The organism is Ornithinimicrobium sp. F0845 (genome assembly GCF_023015765.1).
Classification (GTDB): Bacteria; Actinomycetota; Actinomycetes; order Actinomycetales; family Dermatophilaceae; genus Ornithinicoccus.
Genome location: NZ_JALKAL010000003.1, coordinates 211,064 through 226,434 on the forward strand (window position 1 = coordinate 211,064; position 15,371 = coordinate 226,434).

The window sequence follows — 15,371 nt, forward strand, 5'->3', positions numbered from 1 at the left end:
ACTACGCCGCTCTCGGCGTTACTCCGAGTCGCCCCGGCACTCAGCGCGCGGACGCTGGGGGCACCTCGCGGGCGAACCCCTGATACCAGGTCCCCTGGTGCGTCAGCCGGCCGTAGTCGCCCACCGCGAGCATCCCGAACTCGGGACCCTCGACCTCCAGCTCCAGACGCTGCAGATCCAGCCGTTCGAACGTCACGTAGTAGTGGCTGCGCGCCGAGCTGTTGCCGCCGCCGCTGACACCGTCCCTCTTGCCGATCACCCGCGCAGGGAAGGTGAGCTGCGGTGCCTCCCGGTTGGCCTTGCGCTCGCGCAGGGTCTTCAGCGCGCCGCGGCCGATGACGAAGATGATGATCCCCCAGACCAGGCCGATGAACAGCAGCGGCAGGACGAAGAAGAGGGGGAACCAGTGCAGGTCCATCGGGCCTCCAGGTGGCGGTCGGTCGGGTGGTCGGTCCGGTGTTGGAGGTTACCCACCGCAGATCGGTTCCCCCGGCACCACGCAGGAGTATGCCGTGTGCTGGTGGCGCCCCGCCCCGCGCGGGCGTCGGTGGTCACCGGTAGCGTCCGCCCCGCGCGCACGTCGGTGGTCACCGGTAGCGTCCCGGGGTATGGCGAGCGCGCAGATGCTGACCGTGCCCGGCCCCGACGGCGAGCGGGAGGTGCGGCTGAGCAGTCCGGACAAGGTCGTGTGGCCGGCCACCGACACGGGTGAGGCGATCACCAAGGCCGACCTCGCGGCATACTTGATGGCGGTGGGCGAGCCCATCCTGCGGGCGCTCGCGGACCGGCCGGTCACGCTCCAGCGGGTGCGCGACGGCATCGAGGGGGAGGTGTTCTACTCCAAGAACCCACCCAAGAGGGTGCCGGAGTGGGTGCGCACGACGATGGTGACCTACCCCTCCGGGCGCAGCCACCCGCAGCTGGTGGTGGACGAGCTGGCGGCCGCAGTGTGGGCGGCGCAGATGGGCACGGTGACCTTCCACCCGTGGCCGGTCCGGAGCGCCGACAACGACCATCCGGACGAGATCCGCATCGACCTCGACCCGCAGCCGGGGCTGGGCTTCGCGGAGGTCGTCGAGGTGGCGCGCGGGCTGCGCGAGGTCATGACTGACGTGGGGCTGACGCCGTTCGTCAAGACCACCGGCAGTCGTGGCGTGCACGTCTTCGCCGCGATCGAGCCGAGGTTGGAGTTCCTCGAGGTGCGGCACGCCGTGATCGGCATTGCCCGGGAGCTCGAACGACGGATGCCGGACCTGGTGACCACCGCCTGGTGGAAGGAGGAGCGGGGGCAGCGCATCTTCGTCGACTTCAACCAGGCCACCCGGGATCGCACCCTGGCCGCGGCATGGTCTCCGCGGGTGCTGCCCGGGGGGCCGGTGTCGGTGCCGATGGCCTGGGACCAGCTAGGCGGGATCGGCCCCGCCGAGCTGACCGTGCGGACCGTGCCGGAGTGGCTGGCCGAGCACGGCGACGCGTGGGAGCACCTGCACGACGAGGCCGGGACGATCGACGGTGCCTACGCGCTGTGGGAGGCCGACCTGGAGCGCGGCCTGGGTGAGCTGAACTTCCCGCCGGACCACCCGAAGATGCCCGGTGAGCCCCCGCGCGTGCAGCCGAGCAAGAAGGTCGCCGAGCACTGGGACGAGCACGGCAACCGCGTCGGGGAGTAGCGCCGGGGGACCTGGCGGCGCGCCCACTCTGGTCGCCGCGGGTCGGGTGCTCTGGATCGCGTGCTCTCTGGTCACCTCGGGTCCGCCCCGGGCGAGCGCATCCGGGCGTTGTGTGTGGACTTTGTGCCCGCGTGTGGGAAATGACCCCGAAATTGGGGTCATTTCCCACACAGAAGCACTTTCTCCACACACAAGGAGCTCGACGGGCCCTGGGCGGTGTGCCTTGCGTGTCGGGCGGACGGTGGCGCGGGGCGGGGGAATCACCCGACACGGGAATGTCAGCGGCGTGGGGCGGGGCAATCGGGCAGACTGGCGCCATGGACCTGCCTGTCATGCCACCGGTCAAGCCGATGCTCGCCAAGCCGGTCAAGGGGATCCCGGAGGGTCAGTTCTACGAGCCCAAGTGGGACGGCTTCCGGTCGATCATCTTCCGCGACGGCGACGAGGTGGAGATCGGCTCGCGCAACGAGAGGCCGATGACCAGGTACTTTCCCGAGCTGGTCGAGGCGGTCCTGGCCAACTTCCCGGAGCGCGCGGTCATCGACGGCGAGATCATCTGCGTGGACGAGGGCGGCAACCGCCTGGACTTCGAGGCCCTGCAGCAGCGCATCCACCCCGCGGATTCACGGGTGCGAAAGCTGGCCGTCGAGACCCCCGCCAGCTTCGTGGCCTTCGACCTGCTGGCGCTGGGCGACGAGGACCTCATGGACCGGCCCCTGGAGGAGCGGCGCACGGCGCTGGAGGGTGCGCTGGCCGCAGCCCGGCCCCCGATCTACCTGACCCGCCTGACGCGTGACACCGTCGAGGCCCAGGACTGGTTCGAGCAGTTCGAGGGGGCGGGGCTCGACGGCCTGATCGCCAAGGACCCGGCAGGTGTCTACCAGCCGGACAAGCGGGTCCAGAGCAAGATCAAGCACGAGCGCACCGCCGACTGCGTGGTGGCCGGCTACCGCGTGCACAAGTCGGGCCCGGACGCGCTGGGGTCTTTGCTGCTCGGCCTCTACACCGACGACGGCACGCTGGCATCGGTCGGGGTGATCGGCAGTTTCCCGATGGCCCGTCGTCGTGAGCTCCTGGAGGAGATGCAGCCGCTGGTGACCGACATCGAGGGGCACCCGTGGAACTGGGCGGCCACCTTCGAGGGGACCCCGCGCAAGAACGAGACCAGCCGGTGGAACGCCGGCAAGGACCTGTCGTTCGTCCCGCTGCGGCCCGAGCGGGTCGTCGAGGTCAGGTACGACTACATGGAGGGCCAGCGCTTCCGGCATACTGCCCAGTTCGTCCGCTGGCGGCCGGACCGCGAGCCGGAGTCCTGCACCTACGCCCAGCTTGACCAGCCCGTCTCCTTCGACCTCGCGGAGGTGCTCGGTGGCTGAGGTGCGGCTGCGGCCCAAGCTGGGCACGGTCCTGGCCGCCGGGGGAGTGGGAGCCGCCGTGAGCGCCGCCCTGGCCTCGCTCGGCGTGGCGACCTACTTCGTGCGGCGGGTGGTCACGCCCGAGCACGAGAAGAAGGACGACACCTGGATCGTGACGGTCGACGACCCCGACGCCGGGGACGACACGATCACCCTCGTCGCCGCACCGCACACGCTCTCGCCCGGCCGCTACGGGTTGTGGCTGGAGCGGGGCGCAGGCCACGCGCGGGTCGGCGAGGTGATCTCCAGCGACCTGTCCGCGCGGCGGGCCAACGACCGCACCGTCGTCCGTGAGCTCATCGACGTCGACGAGGGCAACCTCGACCCGGGCCCTGCCCGGTGGAACAGCTACTACTACTGCGGCGACCCGGGGTCAGCGGTCGGTCTGGACTTCGAGGACGTGCACGTCCCCTCCGACATCGGCGACCTGCCGGCCTGGCTCGTGCCGCCCGCCTCGGCCGACGACCGACCGGGTCAGTGGGCCGTCCTGGTGCACGGCCGCTCGGCCAAGCGCGAGGAGACGCTCCGCGGCCTGCCGGTGCTGCACGAGCTGGGCTTCACCAGTCTGGTGCCGATGTATCGCAACGACCTGGGCGCTCCGCGCAGCGTCGACGGCCGATACAACCTGGGCCTGTCGGAGTGGCGGGACATCGAGGCCGCCATCGCGTATGCCGTGGGGCAGGGTGCCCGGACCGTCACCCTCCTGGGGTGGTCCATGGGGGGTGCCATCGTGCTGCAGACGCTGGACCGCTCGGACTACTCACGGTTCGTGGACAAGGTGGTCCTGGACTGCCCGGTCATCGACTGGGGGGTGGTCCTCACCCACAACGCCGACCTCAACCGGATCCCGCGGACGGCGAGCATGCTGGGCAAGCTGCTCATGGGGCGCAAGGCCACCCGCCACCTGGTCGGGGTCGCCGAGCCGCTCGACATCACGGTCACCAACTGGGTGGCCCGCGCGGACGAGCTGCACCACCCGATGCTCCTGATGCACTCGCGCACGGACGACGTCGTGCCCTACGGCCCGTCCGAGGAGCTCGCCGAGAAGCGGCCGGACCTCATCACCCTCGACCTGTGGGACGGGCCGATGCACTGCCGGGAGTGGAACACCGACGCCGAGCGGTGGGAGCAGACCGTCCGCGACTTTCTCGCCTGACCGGGCGCGACCGTATGGCGACCGCGACACGGCCGCGAGTGGCCGTGCGACATTTCGTGCGCCGTGTCCCTGACGTCGCTTCGCGCACGATATGTCGCACGGCTCGGCCGGGATGCCCCGGTGCCGTGACAAGGTGACTTGACACGCGACCTAGGTGTCAAGTAGCTTTGACATGTCAAGGACGCTAGACACCGGGAGGCGGGAGTGCGCAACGACGTGCGCGAGCTCAGGATCGCCGCGGGGCTGTCCCAGCGGGAGCTAGGGGAGGCGCTGCGGGTCTCGCGGCAGACCGTGAACTCCATCGAGACGGGCCGCTACGACCCGTCTCTGCCGCTGGCCATCGCCATCGCCCGGCACTTCCACCGCACCGTAGAGGAGATCTTCCATGTCGACGACTGAGATGACCGGCCGCCAGAAGGCCGCCGTGCTGCTGCTCATGATGGTCGTGCTGGGCGGCGTGATCCTGCTCGGGCTGGTGCTGCGCGAGCACGGCCCCGGCAACATGGGGACCGGCTTCCTGCAGGGCGCCGCCGTCGGGGTGGTGGGCGTGGCCGTCATGGCCTGGCGGGTCACCCGGCACCCGGATCGCGCGACCACCTTCGAGCGCGCCTTCACCCAGCAGGGTGACGAGCGTGACGACGCCGTGCTGACGCGGGCGCTGGCCGTGCTCGGGCTGGCGGCGTTCCCGCTGACCGGGGCCGCGGCGATCGCCATCGCGCTCGGCCTGGACGTCGCGATGGTGCTCGCGCTCCTGCTGATCGCTGAGCTGCTGGTCGGGGTGATCGCGTATGCCGTGCAGTCCCGTCGGCACTGACGGCACCTACGACGCTGCGACGTAGCGGAGCATCAGGTCACCGTCGATCTCCAGGACGTGGTGCAGCTCGAAGCGCGCGAGGGCTCCTGTCCCGGAGGCGGCCTCGACGATCCGCGGCCCGGTGCCGCCGAGCACGACGGGGCGCAGCGTGAGGCAGAGCTCGTCCACGACCCCGGCCTGGAGCCAGCCGCCCAGCAGGTGTGGGCCACCCTCGGTCAGCACCTGGTTCAGGCCACGCGCGTGCAGGGCCTCGAGCGCCCTGGTCGCCTCAACGACGTCGTCGCCACAGACGAGCACGGCCTCGGCGCCCAGCCGCTCGGTCAGGTCAGCTGCCACAGCCTCGGCGCAGAGCACCAGCAGGTCGCCGGCGCCGGGCTCCTGCGCCAGCACCTTCTCGGGCAGCTCACCGGAGGCGGTCACCACCGCGAGGACGGGGTGGTCGGACCGTCCGGCGTCGCGGCGCAGCCGCAGGAGCTCCGGGTCCTGCGTGCGCAACCTGCCGTAGCCCTCGGCGCGGATCGTGCCGGCACCCACGACCACCACGTCCGCCAGGGCGCGCAGCACGTCGAAGACCTGCTTGTCGGCGGCGGAGTTGATCGATCCGGACAGGCCGTCGCCCCCGGTGGCGTGCCCGTCCAGAGTGGTCACGAAGTTGGCGCGGACCAGCGGACCCGGCCCCACGGCATACTGCCGGAGCAGTTCCTCGAGCGACACCTGGCCCGTCGACATGCTCACCATCTCCCCATGGTGGCCCATCTGGTGCAAGGATGCTGCGATGGGCAAGAAGTCATCGAAGAAGAAGTCCAAGGACAAGGCCAAGAAGAAGGCCTCGGCCACCCCGTTCACCGATGCGCTGCGGGTGGGGGAGGGATTCCTGCTCAGCGACGTCGACACGCGATCGACGCCTGCCTTCACCGGCGACAAGGCCGCTGGTGAGGAGGCGCTCGCCGCCGCGGACGCCGAGATGGACGACCTTCAGGAGCGGCTCTACGCCCACGGCAGGAGCGGTGGGACCGAGAAGGTGCTCCTGGTGATCCAGGGCCTGGACACCTCCGGCAAGGGCGGGATCATGCGGCACGTCGTGGGCGCCGTCGACCCGCAGGGCACCCAGATCACGGCGTTCAAGGCACCGACCAAGGAGGAGCTCGCGCACCCCTTCCTGTGGCGCATCCGCAAGGCACTGCCGGAGGCGGGGATGATCGGGGTCTTCGACCGCTCGCACTATGAGGACGTGCTGATCGTGCGGGTCCACAACCTCGTCGAGCCGGCGGTGTGGGGTCGGCGCTACAGCACCATCAACGACTTCGAGCAGGGCCTGGTCGAGGACGACACGACGGTCATCAAGGTGATGCTGCACTTCTCCAAGGAGGAGCAGGGGGAGCGGCTCGCCGAGCGCCTGGAGAACCCGGAGAAGTTCTGGAAGTACAACCCCGGCGACGTCGATGAGCGGATGCACTGGGACGACTACATGGAGGCCTACCAGGCGGTCCTGGACAAGACGTCGACGCAGGCCGCGCCCTGGTTCGTGGTGCCCGCAGACCGCAAGTGGTATGCCCGGCTCGCCGTCCAGCAGCTGCTGCGCGAGCACCTGAGGGCGCTGGACCTGCAGTGGCCGGAGGCCGACTTCGACGTCGAGGCGGAGAAGAAGCGGCTCGCCGAGACCCGGTGAGCCTCAGGCCGTGCCGGGCTGCGGGGTGCCGGTCAGCACGATGACGGACTGCGGCGGCACGGGGTAGGTCTGGCCGCTCTCCCAGGCGCCCTGGTGCTCCTCGCCCGTGGTGTCGACGACGACCGTCCAGGAGGTGGCGTCGATGCCCTCGGGGAGGGTGAAGTCGACCAGCTCGTGGTGGGCGTTGAAGAGCAGCAGGAAGTGGTCGTCGGTGACCGGGCGTCCCATCTCGTCCGGGGCGGCGATCGCCTCGCCGTTGAGGAAGACCATGATCGACCGTGCGTAGTGCGAGCGCCAGGCCCCCTCGTCCATGATCAGGCCCTGGGGGGCGTACCAGACGATGTCGCCCAGCTCGCTCTGGCCGCCGTGGTCGGCGTCACCGGCGAAGAACCGGCGCCGCCGGAACGTCGGGTGCTCCATGCGCAACGAGATGAGGTCGGTGGTGAAGGCGAGCAGGTCCGCCTCGTCCGGGTCGAGGTCCCAGTCGACCCAGGACAGCTCGTTGTCCTGGGCGTAGACGTTGTTGTTGCCGAGCTGGGTGCGCCCCACCTCGTCGCCGTGCGCGATCATCGGCACCCCCTGGCTGAGCATCAGGGTGGCCAGGAAGTTCTTCTGCTGCTTCAGGCGCAGCGCGTTGATCTCGGGGTCGTCGGTCGGCCCCTCGACGCCGCCGTTCCACGAGCGGTTGTGGTTCTCCCCGTCCTGGCCGCCCTCGCCGTTGGCCTCGTTGTGCTTCTCGTTGTAGGACACGAGGTCGCGCAGCGTGAAGCCGTCGTGGGCGGTGACGAAGTTGATCGAGGCGATGGGGCGCCGCCCGCTGTGCGCATAGAGGTCGGAGGAGCCGGTGATCCGGGAGGCGAACTCGCCCAGGGTGGAGGGCAGCCCGCGCCAGTAGTCCCGCACGGTGTCGCGGTACTTGCCGTTCCACTCGGTCCACAGCGGCGGGAAGTTGCCCACCTGGTAGCCGCCGGCGCCCAGGTCCCACGGCTCGGCGATCAGCTTGACCTGGGAGATCACCGGGTCCTGCTGGATGATGTCGAAGAACGCCGAGAGCTTGTCCACCTCGTGGAACTGCCGGGCCAGGGTCGCCGCGAGGTCGAACCGGAAGCCGTCGACGTGCATCTCGGTGACCCAGTAGCGCAGCGAGTCCATGATCAGCTGCAGCACGTGGGGGCTGCGCATCAGCAGGCTGTTGCCGGTGCCCGTGGTGTCGTAGTAGTGCGACTTGTCGTCGTCGACCAGGCGGTAGTAGTTGGCGTTGTCGATGCCCCGGAAGGCGAGCGTCGGCCCGAGGTGGTTGCCCTCGGCGGTGTGGTTGTAGACGACGTCGAGGATGACCTCGATGCCGGCGGTGTGCAGGTTCTTGACCATCGTCTTGAACTCGGTGACCTGCTGGCCCTGGGTCCCGTGCGCGGCGTAGCCGTTGTGCGGGGCGAGGAAGCCGATGGTGTTGTAGCCCCAGTAGTTGCTCAGCCCCTTGTCGTGCAGCGTGCGCTCCTGCACGAACTGGTGGACCGGCAGCAGCTCGACGGCGGTGACGCCCAGGTCGGTCAGGTGCTTGATGATCGCCGGGTGCCCGAGCGCCGCGTAGGTCCCCCGGATGTCCTCCGGCACGTCCGGGTGCTGCATGGTCAGGCCCTTGACGTGCGTCTCGTAGATGACGCTGTCGTGGTATTCGTGACGCGGCGGGCGGTCGTGGCCCCAGTCGAAGAACGGGTTGACCACGACGGACAGCAGGGTGTGGCCGAGGGAGTCCTCCTCGTTCAGCACCGAGTGGTCCTCGAAGTCGTAGGAGAACAGCGGCTGCTCGCCCGTGGTGGACCCGTCGAAGGCCTGGGCGTAGGGGTCGAGCAGCAGCTTGGCCGGGTTGCACCGGTGGCCGGCGTCGGGGTCGTAGGGGCCGTGCACCCGGAACCCGTAGCGCTGACCGGGCTCGACGCGGGGCAGGTAGCCGTGCCACACGTAGGCGTCGACCTCGGTGAGCGGCACCCGCGTCTCGGCACCCGCGTCGTCGATCAGACACAGCTCGACGGCCGTGGCAACCTCGGAGAAGAGCGCGAAGTTGACACCGGTGCCGTCATAGGTGGCGCCCAGGGGGTAGGGCTTGCCTGGCCAGATTTCCATGGAGGTCCTTCTGCGGGGGGACATGCGTGGCGGACAGCACTGTCGGCTCGCCAGGGTCCAGTATGTCGTGAGCGCACGTTGAAGGTGCGCCCACCCGCAGGAGGTGGCTGGGTGGGTGGGGTTGTGGCCGAGTGCCGGCCCTACTGGTTCTGGGGCGGCAGCGAGGCGACGATCTCGTGGTCCTTGGGGATCACGCCCATCTTGGCCGCGCCGCCCGGGGAGCCGAGGTCGTCGAAGAACTCGACGTTGGCCCGGTAGTAGTCCGCCCACTCCTCGGGCACGTCGTCCTCGTAGTAGATCGCCTCGACGGGGCACACGGGCTCGCAGGCGCCACAGTCGACGCACTCGTCGGGGTGGATGTAGAGCATCCGGTCGCCCTCGTAGATGCAGTCGACCGGGCACTCCTCGACGCAGGCACGGTCCTTGAGGTCGACGCACGGCTGGGCGATCACGTAGGTCACACCTTCACGGTAAACCTTAGAGTTGGGTTGAAGGTCAAGGCCCGCGAGCCTACGCTCGGGGTATGCGGATCGCCGAGGTCAGCACGCGCAGCGGGGTGCCGCCCAGCACCCTGCGCTACTACGAGTCGGTGGGCCTGCTGCAGCCAACCCGCGGGGCCAACGGCTACCGCGTCTTCGAGGAGATGGACCTCGAGCGACTGGGGTTCATCGCCGCGGCCAAGCGCCTCGGCCTGGAGCTGCCGGAGATCCGGCGGCTGCTGACCCTGGCCACGACGGGCACCTGCGGCGGGGTCAAGGAGGCACTGCTGCCCCTGCTCGCTGAGCAGGTGCAGCAGGTGGAGCAGCAGATCGCCAGCCTGATCAGCCTCCGTGACCACCTGGCCGCGGCCCAGGACCGGGTGGTGACGTGTCCGGACAGTCCGCAGGCCTGTCGCTCGGAGTGTGTCTTCCGGGCGATGCTGCAGGACGCACCGGTCACCCACGCCCCGACCGGAGGCTGACAGCCCTACGGTAGAGGCCATGACGGTGCGGCGCAGGGTCCGGAGGGCGCTGGCGCCGGTGCCCGGGGCGCTCCCGTTTGCCCGTCTGGTCGTCGAGGTCTTCCGGATCTGTTTCCGCTACCGCGTGACCGGGCTCTCGGCCGAGGCGGCCTTCTTCATGCTCCTCTGCCTCCCGCCGCTCATCCTGGGCCTGTTCGCCGGCGTCGGCTTCTTCGCGGACCGCTTCGAGCCCGGGGCTTTGGCCACCGTCACCAGTGCCATCGAGCGGTTCAGTGAGCAGTTCCTGACGCCCCAGGTGGTCAGCGAGATCATCGTGCCCACCGTCGAGGACGTCCTGGCCGGTGGGCGCGCCGACCTGCTCTCCCTGGGCTTCCTGCTGAGCCTCTGGTCCGGCTCCCGCGCCCTGCACGTCTTCATGGACGCGATCCAGATCATGTACACCCAGAGCGGCGAACGCAGCATCGTCGGTGCCCGAGCGATGTCCCTGGGCCTGTATCTCGGCTCCATCCTGTTCGCGAGCGTGCTGGTGCCCCTGGCGATCATCGGCCCCGGACTGCTGAGGGACTGGCTGCCCGACGAGCTGGACTTCCTGGTGACCGGATACTGGCCCATCCTCGCTGGCCTCTCCCTGCTGGGGCTGACCACGCTGTACCACTACGCGCCGAAGGAGAAGACCCCGTTCCATCGCGACATCCCGGGCGCGGTGGTGGCCGCCGTCATCGTCTTCCTCAGCTCCCTGGGGGTGCGCGCCTGGGCAGCGGTCGCGGTGGGCGGCGTGACGATCTTCGGGCCGTTGACCGCCCCGATCATCGTGCTGACGCTGTTCTACCTGGTCGCCCTGGCGGTCCTGATCGGCGCGGCGACCAATGCCGCGATCCGCCGGTTGTGGCCGACCAAGGGCTACCGAGGACCCATCGAGCGGGCGGGGGACTGGTGGGACCAGGTTCGCTCCAGCGACGACGAGGTTCCCCCGCACCTGTCGGCGATCGAGGACCGGGAGGATCCGGAGCGGCTGCCGCGCCGCGACACGCCGCCCCCGTCGTGACGTCTGGATTTGGTGCGTGGCCCACCCGTCGGCTAATGTTCCGTGACGCCTGAGGGGAACACTCCCGAGGGAAGATGCGGACGTAGCTCAGTTGGTAGAGCGCAACCTTGCCAAGGTTGAGGTCGCCGGTTCGAGACCGGTCGTCCGCTCGGAGGCACAACCACCAGATGCCTCTACGGTGGCGTGGCCGAGAGGCGAGGCAACGGCCTGCAAAGCCGTGTACACGGGTTCAAATCCCGTCGCCACCTCGCAGCAGCACCACCAATTTCAGGGCGATTGGCGCAGTGGTAGCGCGCTTCCTTGACACGGAAGAGGTCACTGGTTCAAACCCAGTATCGCCCACCATATAACCGCAGGTCAGAGGCCCTTTTGAGGGCCTCGACTTGTCTCTGAGGAACAAACGAGGAACAACGAGCGGGGCCTTCTGGGCACCTCCGGGACACTCACCCAGCCCGGCGCCACCCGCCAACCGGTCGGGCGTCGATGAACCTCTCGATCGAGTCGAGCTTGATCCGCAGCGTCTTGCGCCCGAGCCGAACCGCGTCGAGGTGCCCGTCGGCGATGTAGCGGCGAACGGTCTTCGTCGAGACCGCGAGGACGTCGGCCGCCTCGGCCAGCGACACGAGCTTGTGGGTGATAGTGGCAGCCATGGTCGTCTCCTGGGTCGGTGGCGGCCCGACTGGCCGCACTCATCCCCGAAGGCCGTCGAGCAGCCGCGAGTGGCCACGAGCGTCTGCCGCTTTCCCACCTCTATCGGTGGGTCGCCGCATGGCCCGCGTCTGAGCGCCGCGCTCCACTAGCTAGGGTTGCGTCTGTGATCACCGGTGAGCTGAAGAGCAAGATCGACCGCGTCTGGGACGCCTTCTGGTCTGGCGGCATCAGCAACCCGCTGGAGGTGATCGAGCAGATCACCTACTTGCTCTTCATCCGCCGCCTCGACGACCTCCAGATCCTCGCCGAGAAGAAGGCCCGCTTCAACAACGGCGTGATCGAGGCCCCGGTGTTCCTGCCTGGTCAGTCGCATCTGCGGTGGAGCCAGTTCAAGAACACCTCGCCCGAGGTGATGCACCAAACCATCGCTGACGACGTGTTCCCGTTCCTGCGCACCCTAGGCACCCAGATCGGCGGGGACGGCTCCACCTACAGCGAGCACATGAAGGACGCCCGCTTCACCATCCCGACACCCGCATTGCTGTCCAAGGTCGTCGACATGCTCGACAACATCCCGATGGCCGATCGCGACACCAACGGCGACCTGTACGAGTACTTGCTCTCCAAGATCGCCTCCGCCGGCGTGAATGGCCAGTTCCGCACGCCTCGCCACATCATCGACCTCATGGTCAAGATGACGGCGCCACAGCCGTCCGACGAGATTTGTGACCCCGCCTGCGGCACCGCCGGCTTCCTCGTCGCCGCGAGCGAATACGTCCGCGACACCCACGACGAAGCCCTGCTCGACTCATTGCAGCGGAAGCACTTCCACCAGTCGATGTTCCACGGCTACGACTTCGACTCCACCATGCTCCGCATCGGCAGCATGAACATGCTCCTGCACGGCATTGAATCCTCCGACATCCGCTACCGCGACTCCCTATCTGAGGGCGCTGCGGGGGATGCCGACAAGTACACGCTCATCCTGGCCAACCCTCCGTTCGCGGGTTCTCTCGACTACGAAGCCACCGCGAAGGACCTCCAGCGCATCGTCAAGACCAAGAAGACCGAACTGCTGTTCCTTGCGCTGTTCTTGAAGTTGCTCAAGCCCGGCGGCCGGGCTGCGGTCATCGTCCCCGACGGCGTGCTCTTCGGCTCATCCAAGGCCCACAAGGAACTGCGTCGCATCCTGGTCGAGGACCAGAAGCTCGACGCCGTCGTGAAACTGCCGTCCGGTGTCTTCCGCCCGTACGCCGGCGTCTCGACCGCCATCCTGTTCTTCACCAAGACCAACTCCGGTGGCACCGACGACGTCTGGTTCTACGACGTACGCGCTGACGGCTTCTCCCTCGATGACAAGCGCGCCCCGATCGAGACCAACGACCTGCCCGACGTGCTGTCTCGTTGGGAGAGACTCGCCGACGAGAAAGACCGCGCGCGCACGGAGCAGTCTTTTCTCGTGCCGAAGGCTGACATCGTCGCTCAGAGTTACGACCTATCGCTCAACCGTTACAAGGAGATCGTTTACGACGACATCGAGCACCGCGCACCGCTGGAGATCATCGCTGACATTGAAATCCTCGAGGACGAGATCGCCAGGGACCTCACGGAGTTGAAAGCGATGCTCTCGTGAAGACCGTGGAGCTTGGAGAACTGGTCGCTCCCGCTAAGGTGCAGCGCGCGGGGAACACCGATTATCCGGTGCTGTCGATGACGATGCACGGCGGCCTGGTCGCGCAGACCGACCGGTTCAAGAAGCGCATCGCCAGCTCGGACACCTCCGACTATAAGGTCGTGAGGCGCGGTCAGCTCGTCGTCGGATTCCCGATCAATGAGGGAGTTCTCGACTTCCAGCTTCACCACGACGCCGCTCTCGTGAGCCCGGCTTACGGGGTCTGGAACCTGCGAGATGAGTCGCGCGCTGACCGCACGTATCTGAAGCGATTTCTCAAGTCGCCACGGGCGATCGAATACTACGTTGGGAAGATGAAAGGGAGCACAGCTCGACGTCGTTCGCTGCCGGCTGCCGAGTTCAATGCGATGCCGATCCCACTGCCACCACTCACCGAGCAGCGCCGCATCGCCGCGATCCTCGACCACGCCGACGCCCTCCGCGCCAAGCGCCGGCGAGTTCTCACCCACCTCGACGCCCTCACTCAGTCAGTCTTCCAAGGCATGTTCGGAGGAGAATCGTGGCCGTCAACTCCGCTTGCCGAAGTCGTCCGTGTGGGAACGCTGGTGACATACGGAATTGTTCAAGCGGGGCCCGAGTTCGACGGCGGTGTGCCCTACATCCGAACGGGCGACCTCGTGGACGGACAGATCGCTACGGCCGGACTCCGACACACCGATCCAGCAATAGCGGCGCGTTTCGAACGTTCAACGGTTCGCGCGGGCGACATTGTCATGAGCATCCGGGCTACCGTAGGAACGACTGCCCTGGTCCCGCCAGAGCTGGACGGCGCCAACCTTACGCAAGGAACGGCACGAATCGCCCCTGGTGAGGGGACCGTCGGAACCTACCTATTGGAGTGCCTTCGATCCCCTGAGACACAGCACTGGATTCAGGGTCAGATCAAGGGCGCGACCTTCCGCGAGATCACCCTCGGTCGCCTGCGTGAACTCGAGGTGCCGCTGCCCCCGATCCCACTCCAAGAGGAGTTCGCTGCCCGCATCGAGAGCATCGGCGCACACCGCGCCAGTATCGTGGGCGCATCAAGCGCCGACGAGCTCCTCTTCGCCTCCCTCCAGGCGCGCGCGTTCCGAGGGGAGCTTTGACCCATGCCGGTCGAGATGAGGATGTGGCGCATCGACGGCGACGAGCCGCGCCCCCTAACAACCAAGGCATTGCCTGCCGAGAAGGAGCTTCATCAGTTCCTGCTGCGGGACCCGTCCCTGCTCGGCGTGCGGCTGCTGGTCATCGGCAGCGAGGTGCCGACGCCGTACGGCAAGCGTCTCGACCTACTGGCGATCGACACCGACGGCAATCTTCACGTCTTGGAGCTCAAGCGCGACCGAACGCCACGCGAGGTGGTAGCGCAGATCCTCGATTACGGCTCGTGGGCGTCGACGCTTTCGCGCGACGAAGTAATCGACATCGCCGACAAGCACCTTGAGCAGCCGTTCGAAGCGGCGTTCGAGGACGTCTTCGGCAGCGCTCCGCCGGATGAGCTCAACGGCGAGCTGCAACTCACGGTCGTCGCTTCCGAGCTGGACAGCAGCTCCGAGCGCATCGTCAACTACCTACGTGGTTTCGGCGTCCCGATCAACGCTGTCTTCTTCTCCTACTTGGAAGACGATGGGCGCAGATACCTCGCCCGGTCCTGGCTCGCAACTTCCGATGAAGGAACACCGGCAGCGGCTTCAGCGGCGAAGAAGGGCAAGCGGGCCGCCTGGAACGGATTGGACTGGTACGTCTCGTTCGGCGGCGACCGGCGTTGGGACGACGCCCGGAGGTTCGGCTTCGTGGCCGCCGGAGGCGGGAAGTTCTATTCGCAGACGATGAGGTCGCTCCCGGAGGGCGCGCGCGTATGGGTGAACGTCCCCGGGACCGGTTACGTCGGTGTTGGCAAGACGCTCGCTCCCGCACGCCGATGGACAGAAGCCCTTGTGAAGGTCGGCGAGGGTTGGGTGAAACTCGCCGAGCAGGACCTGGTCGGTCAGCCACGTGCCCACTTCGACGCGGTCGACGATGACGTGGCTGAATGGGTCGTACCTGTTGAGTGGCTGGACGCACGTCCCGAGACGGAGGCCTACTGGGAGAAAGGCATGTTCGCCAGCCAGCACAGTGCCTGCAAGCTCCGTCAGGAGTTCACCCTGGAGCGACTCGCCGACCATTTCGGCATCGAGAACAAGGGGGAGTGACC

General features: G+C 68.0%; 16 protein-coding genes and 3 tRNA genes. 14 read left to right on the plus strand and 5 right to left on the minus strand.

The features are described 5' to 3' along the window. Positions 1 to 40: 40 nt before the first annotated feature. On the minus strand, positions 41 to 418 hold the full coding sequence (locus MWU75_RS06925; RefSeq protein WP_247089113.1) for a DUF2500 domain-containing protein: 378 nt from the start codon (positions 416 to 418) through the stop codon (positions 41 to 43). A gap of 190 nt (positions 419 to 608) precedes the next feature. Between MWU75_RS06925 and ligD the strand changes: the two genes are divergently transcribed. From ligD to MWU75_RS06950, 5 genes are all read left to right on the plus strand, one after another. Then, positions 609 to 1,670 carry a non-homologous end-joining DNA ligase gene (gene ligD / locus MWU75_RS06930; RefSeq protein ID WP_247089114.1) on the plus strand — a complete coding sequence of 354 codons (1,062 nt, stop codon included), beginning with the start codon at positions 609 to 611 and terminating at the stop codon, positions 1,668 to 1,670. Positions 1,671 to 1,987: 317 nt separating this feature from the next. After that, complete coding sequence (locus MWU75_RS06935) at positions 1,988 to 3,046, plus strand: ATP-dependent DNA ligase (RefSeq protein ID WP_247089116.1); 1,059 nt, start codon at positions 1,988 to 1,990, stop codon at positions 3,044 to 3,046. Continuing rightward, complete coding sequence (locus MWU75_RS06940) at positions 3,039 to 4,241, plus strand: alpha/beta fold hydrolase (RefSeq protein WP_247089118.1); 1,203 nt, start codon at positions 3,039 to 3,041, stop codon at positions 4,239 to 4,241. The genes MWU75_RS06935 and MWU75_RS06940 overlap by 8 nt, the downstream gene beginning before the upstream one ends. Positions 4,242 to 4,445: 204 nt before the next feature. Continuing rightward, positions 4,446 to 4,640, plus strand: coding sequence for a helix-turn-helix transcriptional regulator (locus MWU75_RS06945; protein WP_247089120.1), 195 nt, complete (start codon positions 4,446 to 4,448; stop codon positions 4,638 to 4,640). Then, positions 4,627 to 5,055: a hypothetical protein gene (locus MWU75_RS06950; protein WP_247089122.1), complete on the plus strand. Its 429-nt coding sequence runs from the start codon at positions 4,627 to 4,629 to the stop codon at positions 5,053 to 5,055. The genes MWU75_RS06945 and MWU75_RS06950 overlap by 14 nt, the downstream gene beginning before the upstream one ends. A 6-nt stretch (positions 5,056 to 5,061) precedes the next feature. On the opposite strand, the gene MWU75_RS06955 is transcribed toward MWU75_RS06950, so the two are convergent. Continuing rightward, positions 5,062 to 5,793, minus strand: a complete 732-nt coding sequence (locus tag MWU75_RS06955) for a dihydrofolate reductase family protein (protein ID WP_247089124.1) — start codon at positions 5,791 to 5,793, stop codon at positions 5,062 to 5,064. A 37-nt stretch (positions 5,794 to 5,830) separates the two neighbouring features. Between MWU75_RS06955 and MWU75_RS06960 the strand changes: the two genes are divergently transcribed. Continuing rightward, on the plus strand, positions 5,831 to 6,724 hold the full coding sequence (locus MWU75_RS06960) for a PPK2 family polyphosphate kinase (protein ID WP_247089126.1): 894 nt from the start codon (positions 5,831 to 5,833) through the stop codon (positions 6,722 to 6,724). Positions 6,725 to 6,727: 3 nt separating this feature from the next. On the opposite strand, the gene glgX is transcribed toward MWU75_RS06960, so the two are convergent. Next, the gene (gene glgX, locus MWU75_RS06965; protein ID WP_247089128.1) at positions 6,728 to 8,848 is read right to left on the minus strand and encodes a glycogen debranching protein GlgX; all 2,121 of its coding nucleotides are present in this window, start codon (positions 8,846 to 8,848) and stop codon (positions 6,728 to 6,730) included. A 140-nt stretch (positions 8,849 to 8,988) separates the two neighbouring features. Continuing rightward, positions 8,989 to 9,309 carry a ferredoxin gene (fdxA, locus tag MWU75_RS06970; RefSeq protein ID WP_247089130.1) on the minus strand — a complete coding sequence of 107 codons (321 nt, stop codon included), beginning with the start codon at positions 9,307 to 9,309 and terminating at the stop codon, positions 8,989 to 8,991. 62 nt (positions 9,310 to 9,371) lie between these two features. Between fdxA and MWU75_RS06975 the strand changes: the two genes are divergently transcribed. From MWU75_RS06975 to MWU75_RS06995, 5 genes are all read left to right on the plus strand, one after another. Further along, positions 9,372 to 9,809, plus strand: a complete 438-nt coding sequence (locus tag MWU75_RS06975) for a MerR family transcriptional regulator (RefSeq protein ID WP_247089132.1) — start codon at positions 9,372 to 9,374, stop codon at positions 9,807 to 9,809. Between the two features lie 19 nt (positions 9,810 to 9,828). Then, a complete protein-coding gene (locus MWU75_RS06980; RefSeq protein ID WP_247089134.1) occupies positions 9,829 to 10,854 on the plus strand; it encodes a YhjD/YihY/BrkB family envelope integrity protein in 1,026 nt (341 codons plus the stop codon). A gap of 76 nt (positions 10,855 to 10,930) precedes the next feature. Further along, positions 10,931 to 11,003 (plus strand) — tRNA-Gly (locus tag MWU75_RS06985). A 28-nt stretch (positions 11,004 to 11,031) separates the two neighbouring features. Beyond that, positions 11,032 to 11,102 (plus strand) — tRNA-Cys (locus tag MWU75_RS06990). 22 nt (positions 11,103 to 11,124) lie between these two features. Then, positions 11,125 to 11,199, plus strand: a tRNA-Val gene (locus MWU75_RS06995). A 98-nt stretch (positions 11,200 to 11,297) separates the two neighbouring features. On the opposite strand, the gene MWU75_RS07000 is transcribed toward MWU75_RS06995, so the two are convergent. Continuing rightward, positions 11,298 to 11,504 (minus strand): helix-turn-helix domain-containing protein, encoded by a 207-nt coding sequence (locus MWU75_RS07000; protein WP_247089136.1) that lies wholly within the window; start codon positions 11,502 to 11,504, stop codon positions 11,298 to 11,300. A 164-nt stretch (positions 11,505 to 11,668) separates the two neighbouring features. On the opposite strand from MWU75_RS07000, the gene MWU75_RS07005 reads away from it, so the two are divergent. Genes MWU75_RS07005 through MWU75_RS07015 form a run of 3 tightly spaced genes read left to right on the plus strand, consistent with a single transcriptional unit; the run spans position 11,669 to position 15,369 of the window. After that, positions 11,669 to 13,138 carry a class I SAM-dependent DNA methyltransferase gene (locus MWU75_RS07005; protein WP_247089138.1) on the plus strand — a complete coding sequence of 490 codons (1,470 nt, stop codon included), beginning with the start codon at positions 11,669 to 11,671 and terminating at the stop codon, positions 13,136 to 13,138. After that, entirely contained in the window at positions 13,135 to 14,283 is a 1,149-nt protein-coding gene (locus tag MWU75_RS07010; RefSeq protein ID WP_247089140.1) for a restriction endonuclease subunit S, read from the plus strand. The genes MWU75_RS07005 and MWU75_RS07010 overlap by 4 nt, the downstream gene beginning before the upstream one ends. Before the next feature lie 3 nt (positions 14,284 to 14,286). Then, positions 14,287 to 15,369, plus strand: coding sequence for a hypothetical protein (locus MWU75_RS07015; RefSeq protein ID WP_247089142.1), 1,083 nt, complete (start codon positions 14,287 to 14,289; stop codon positions 15,367 to 15,369). The last annotated feature ends 2 nt before the right edge of the window (positions 15,370 to 15,371 follow it).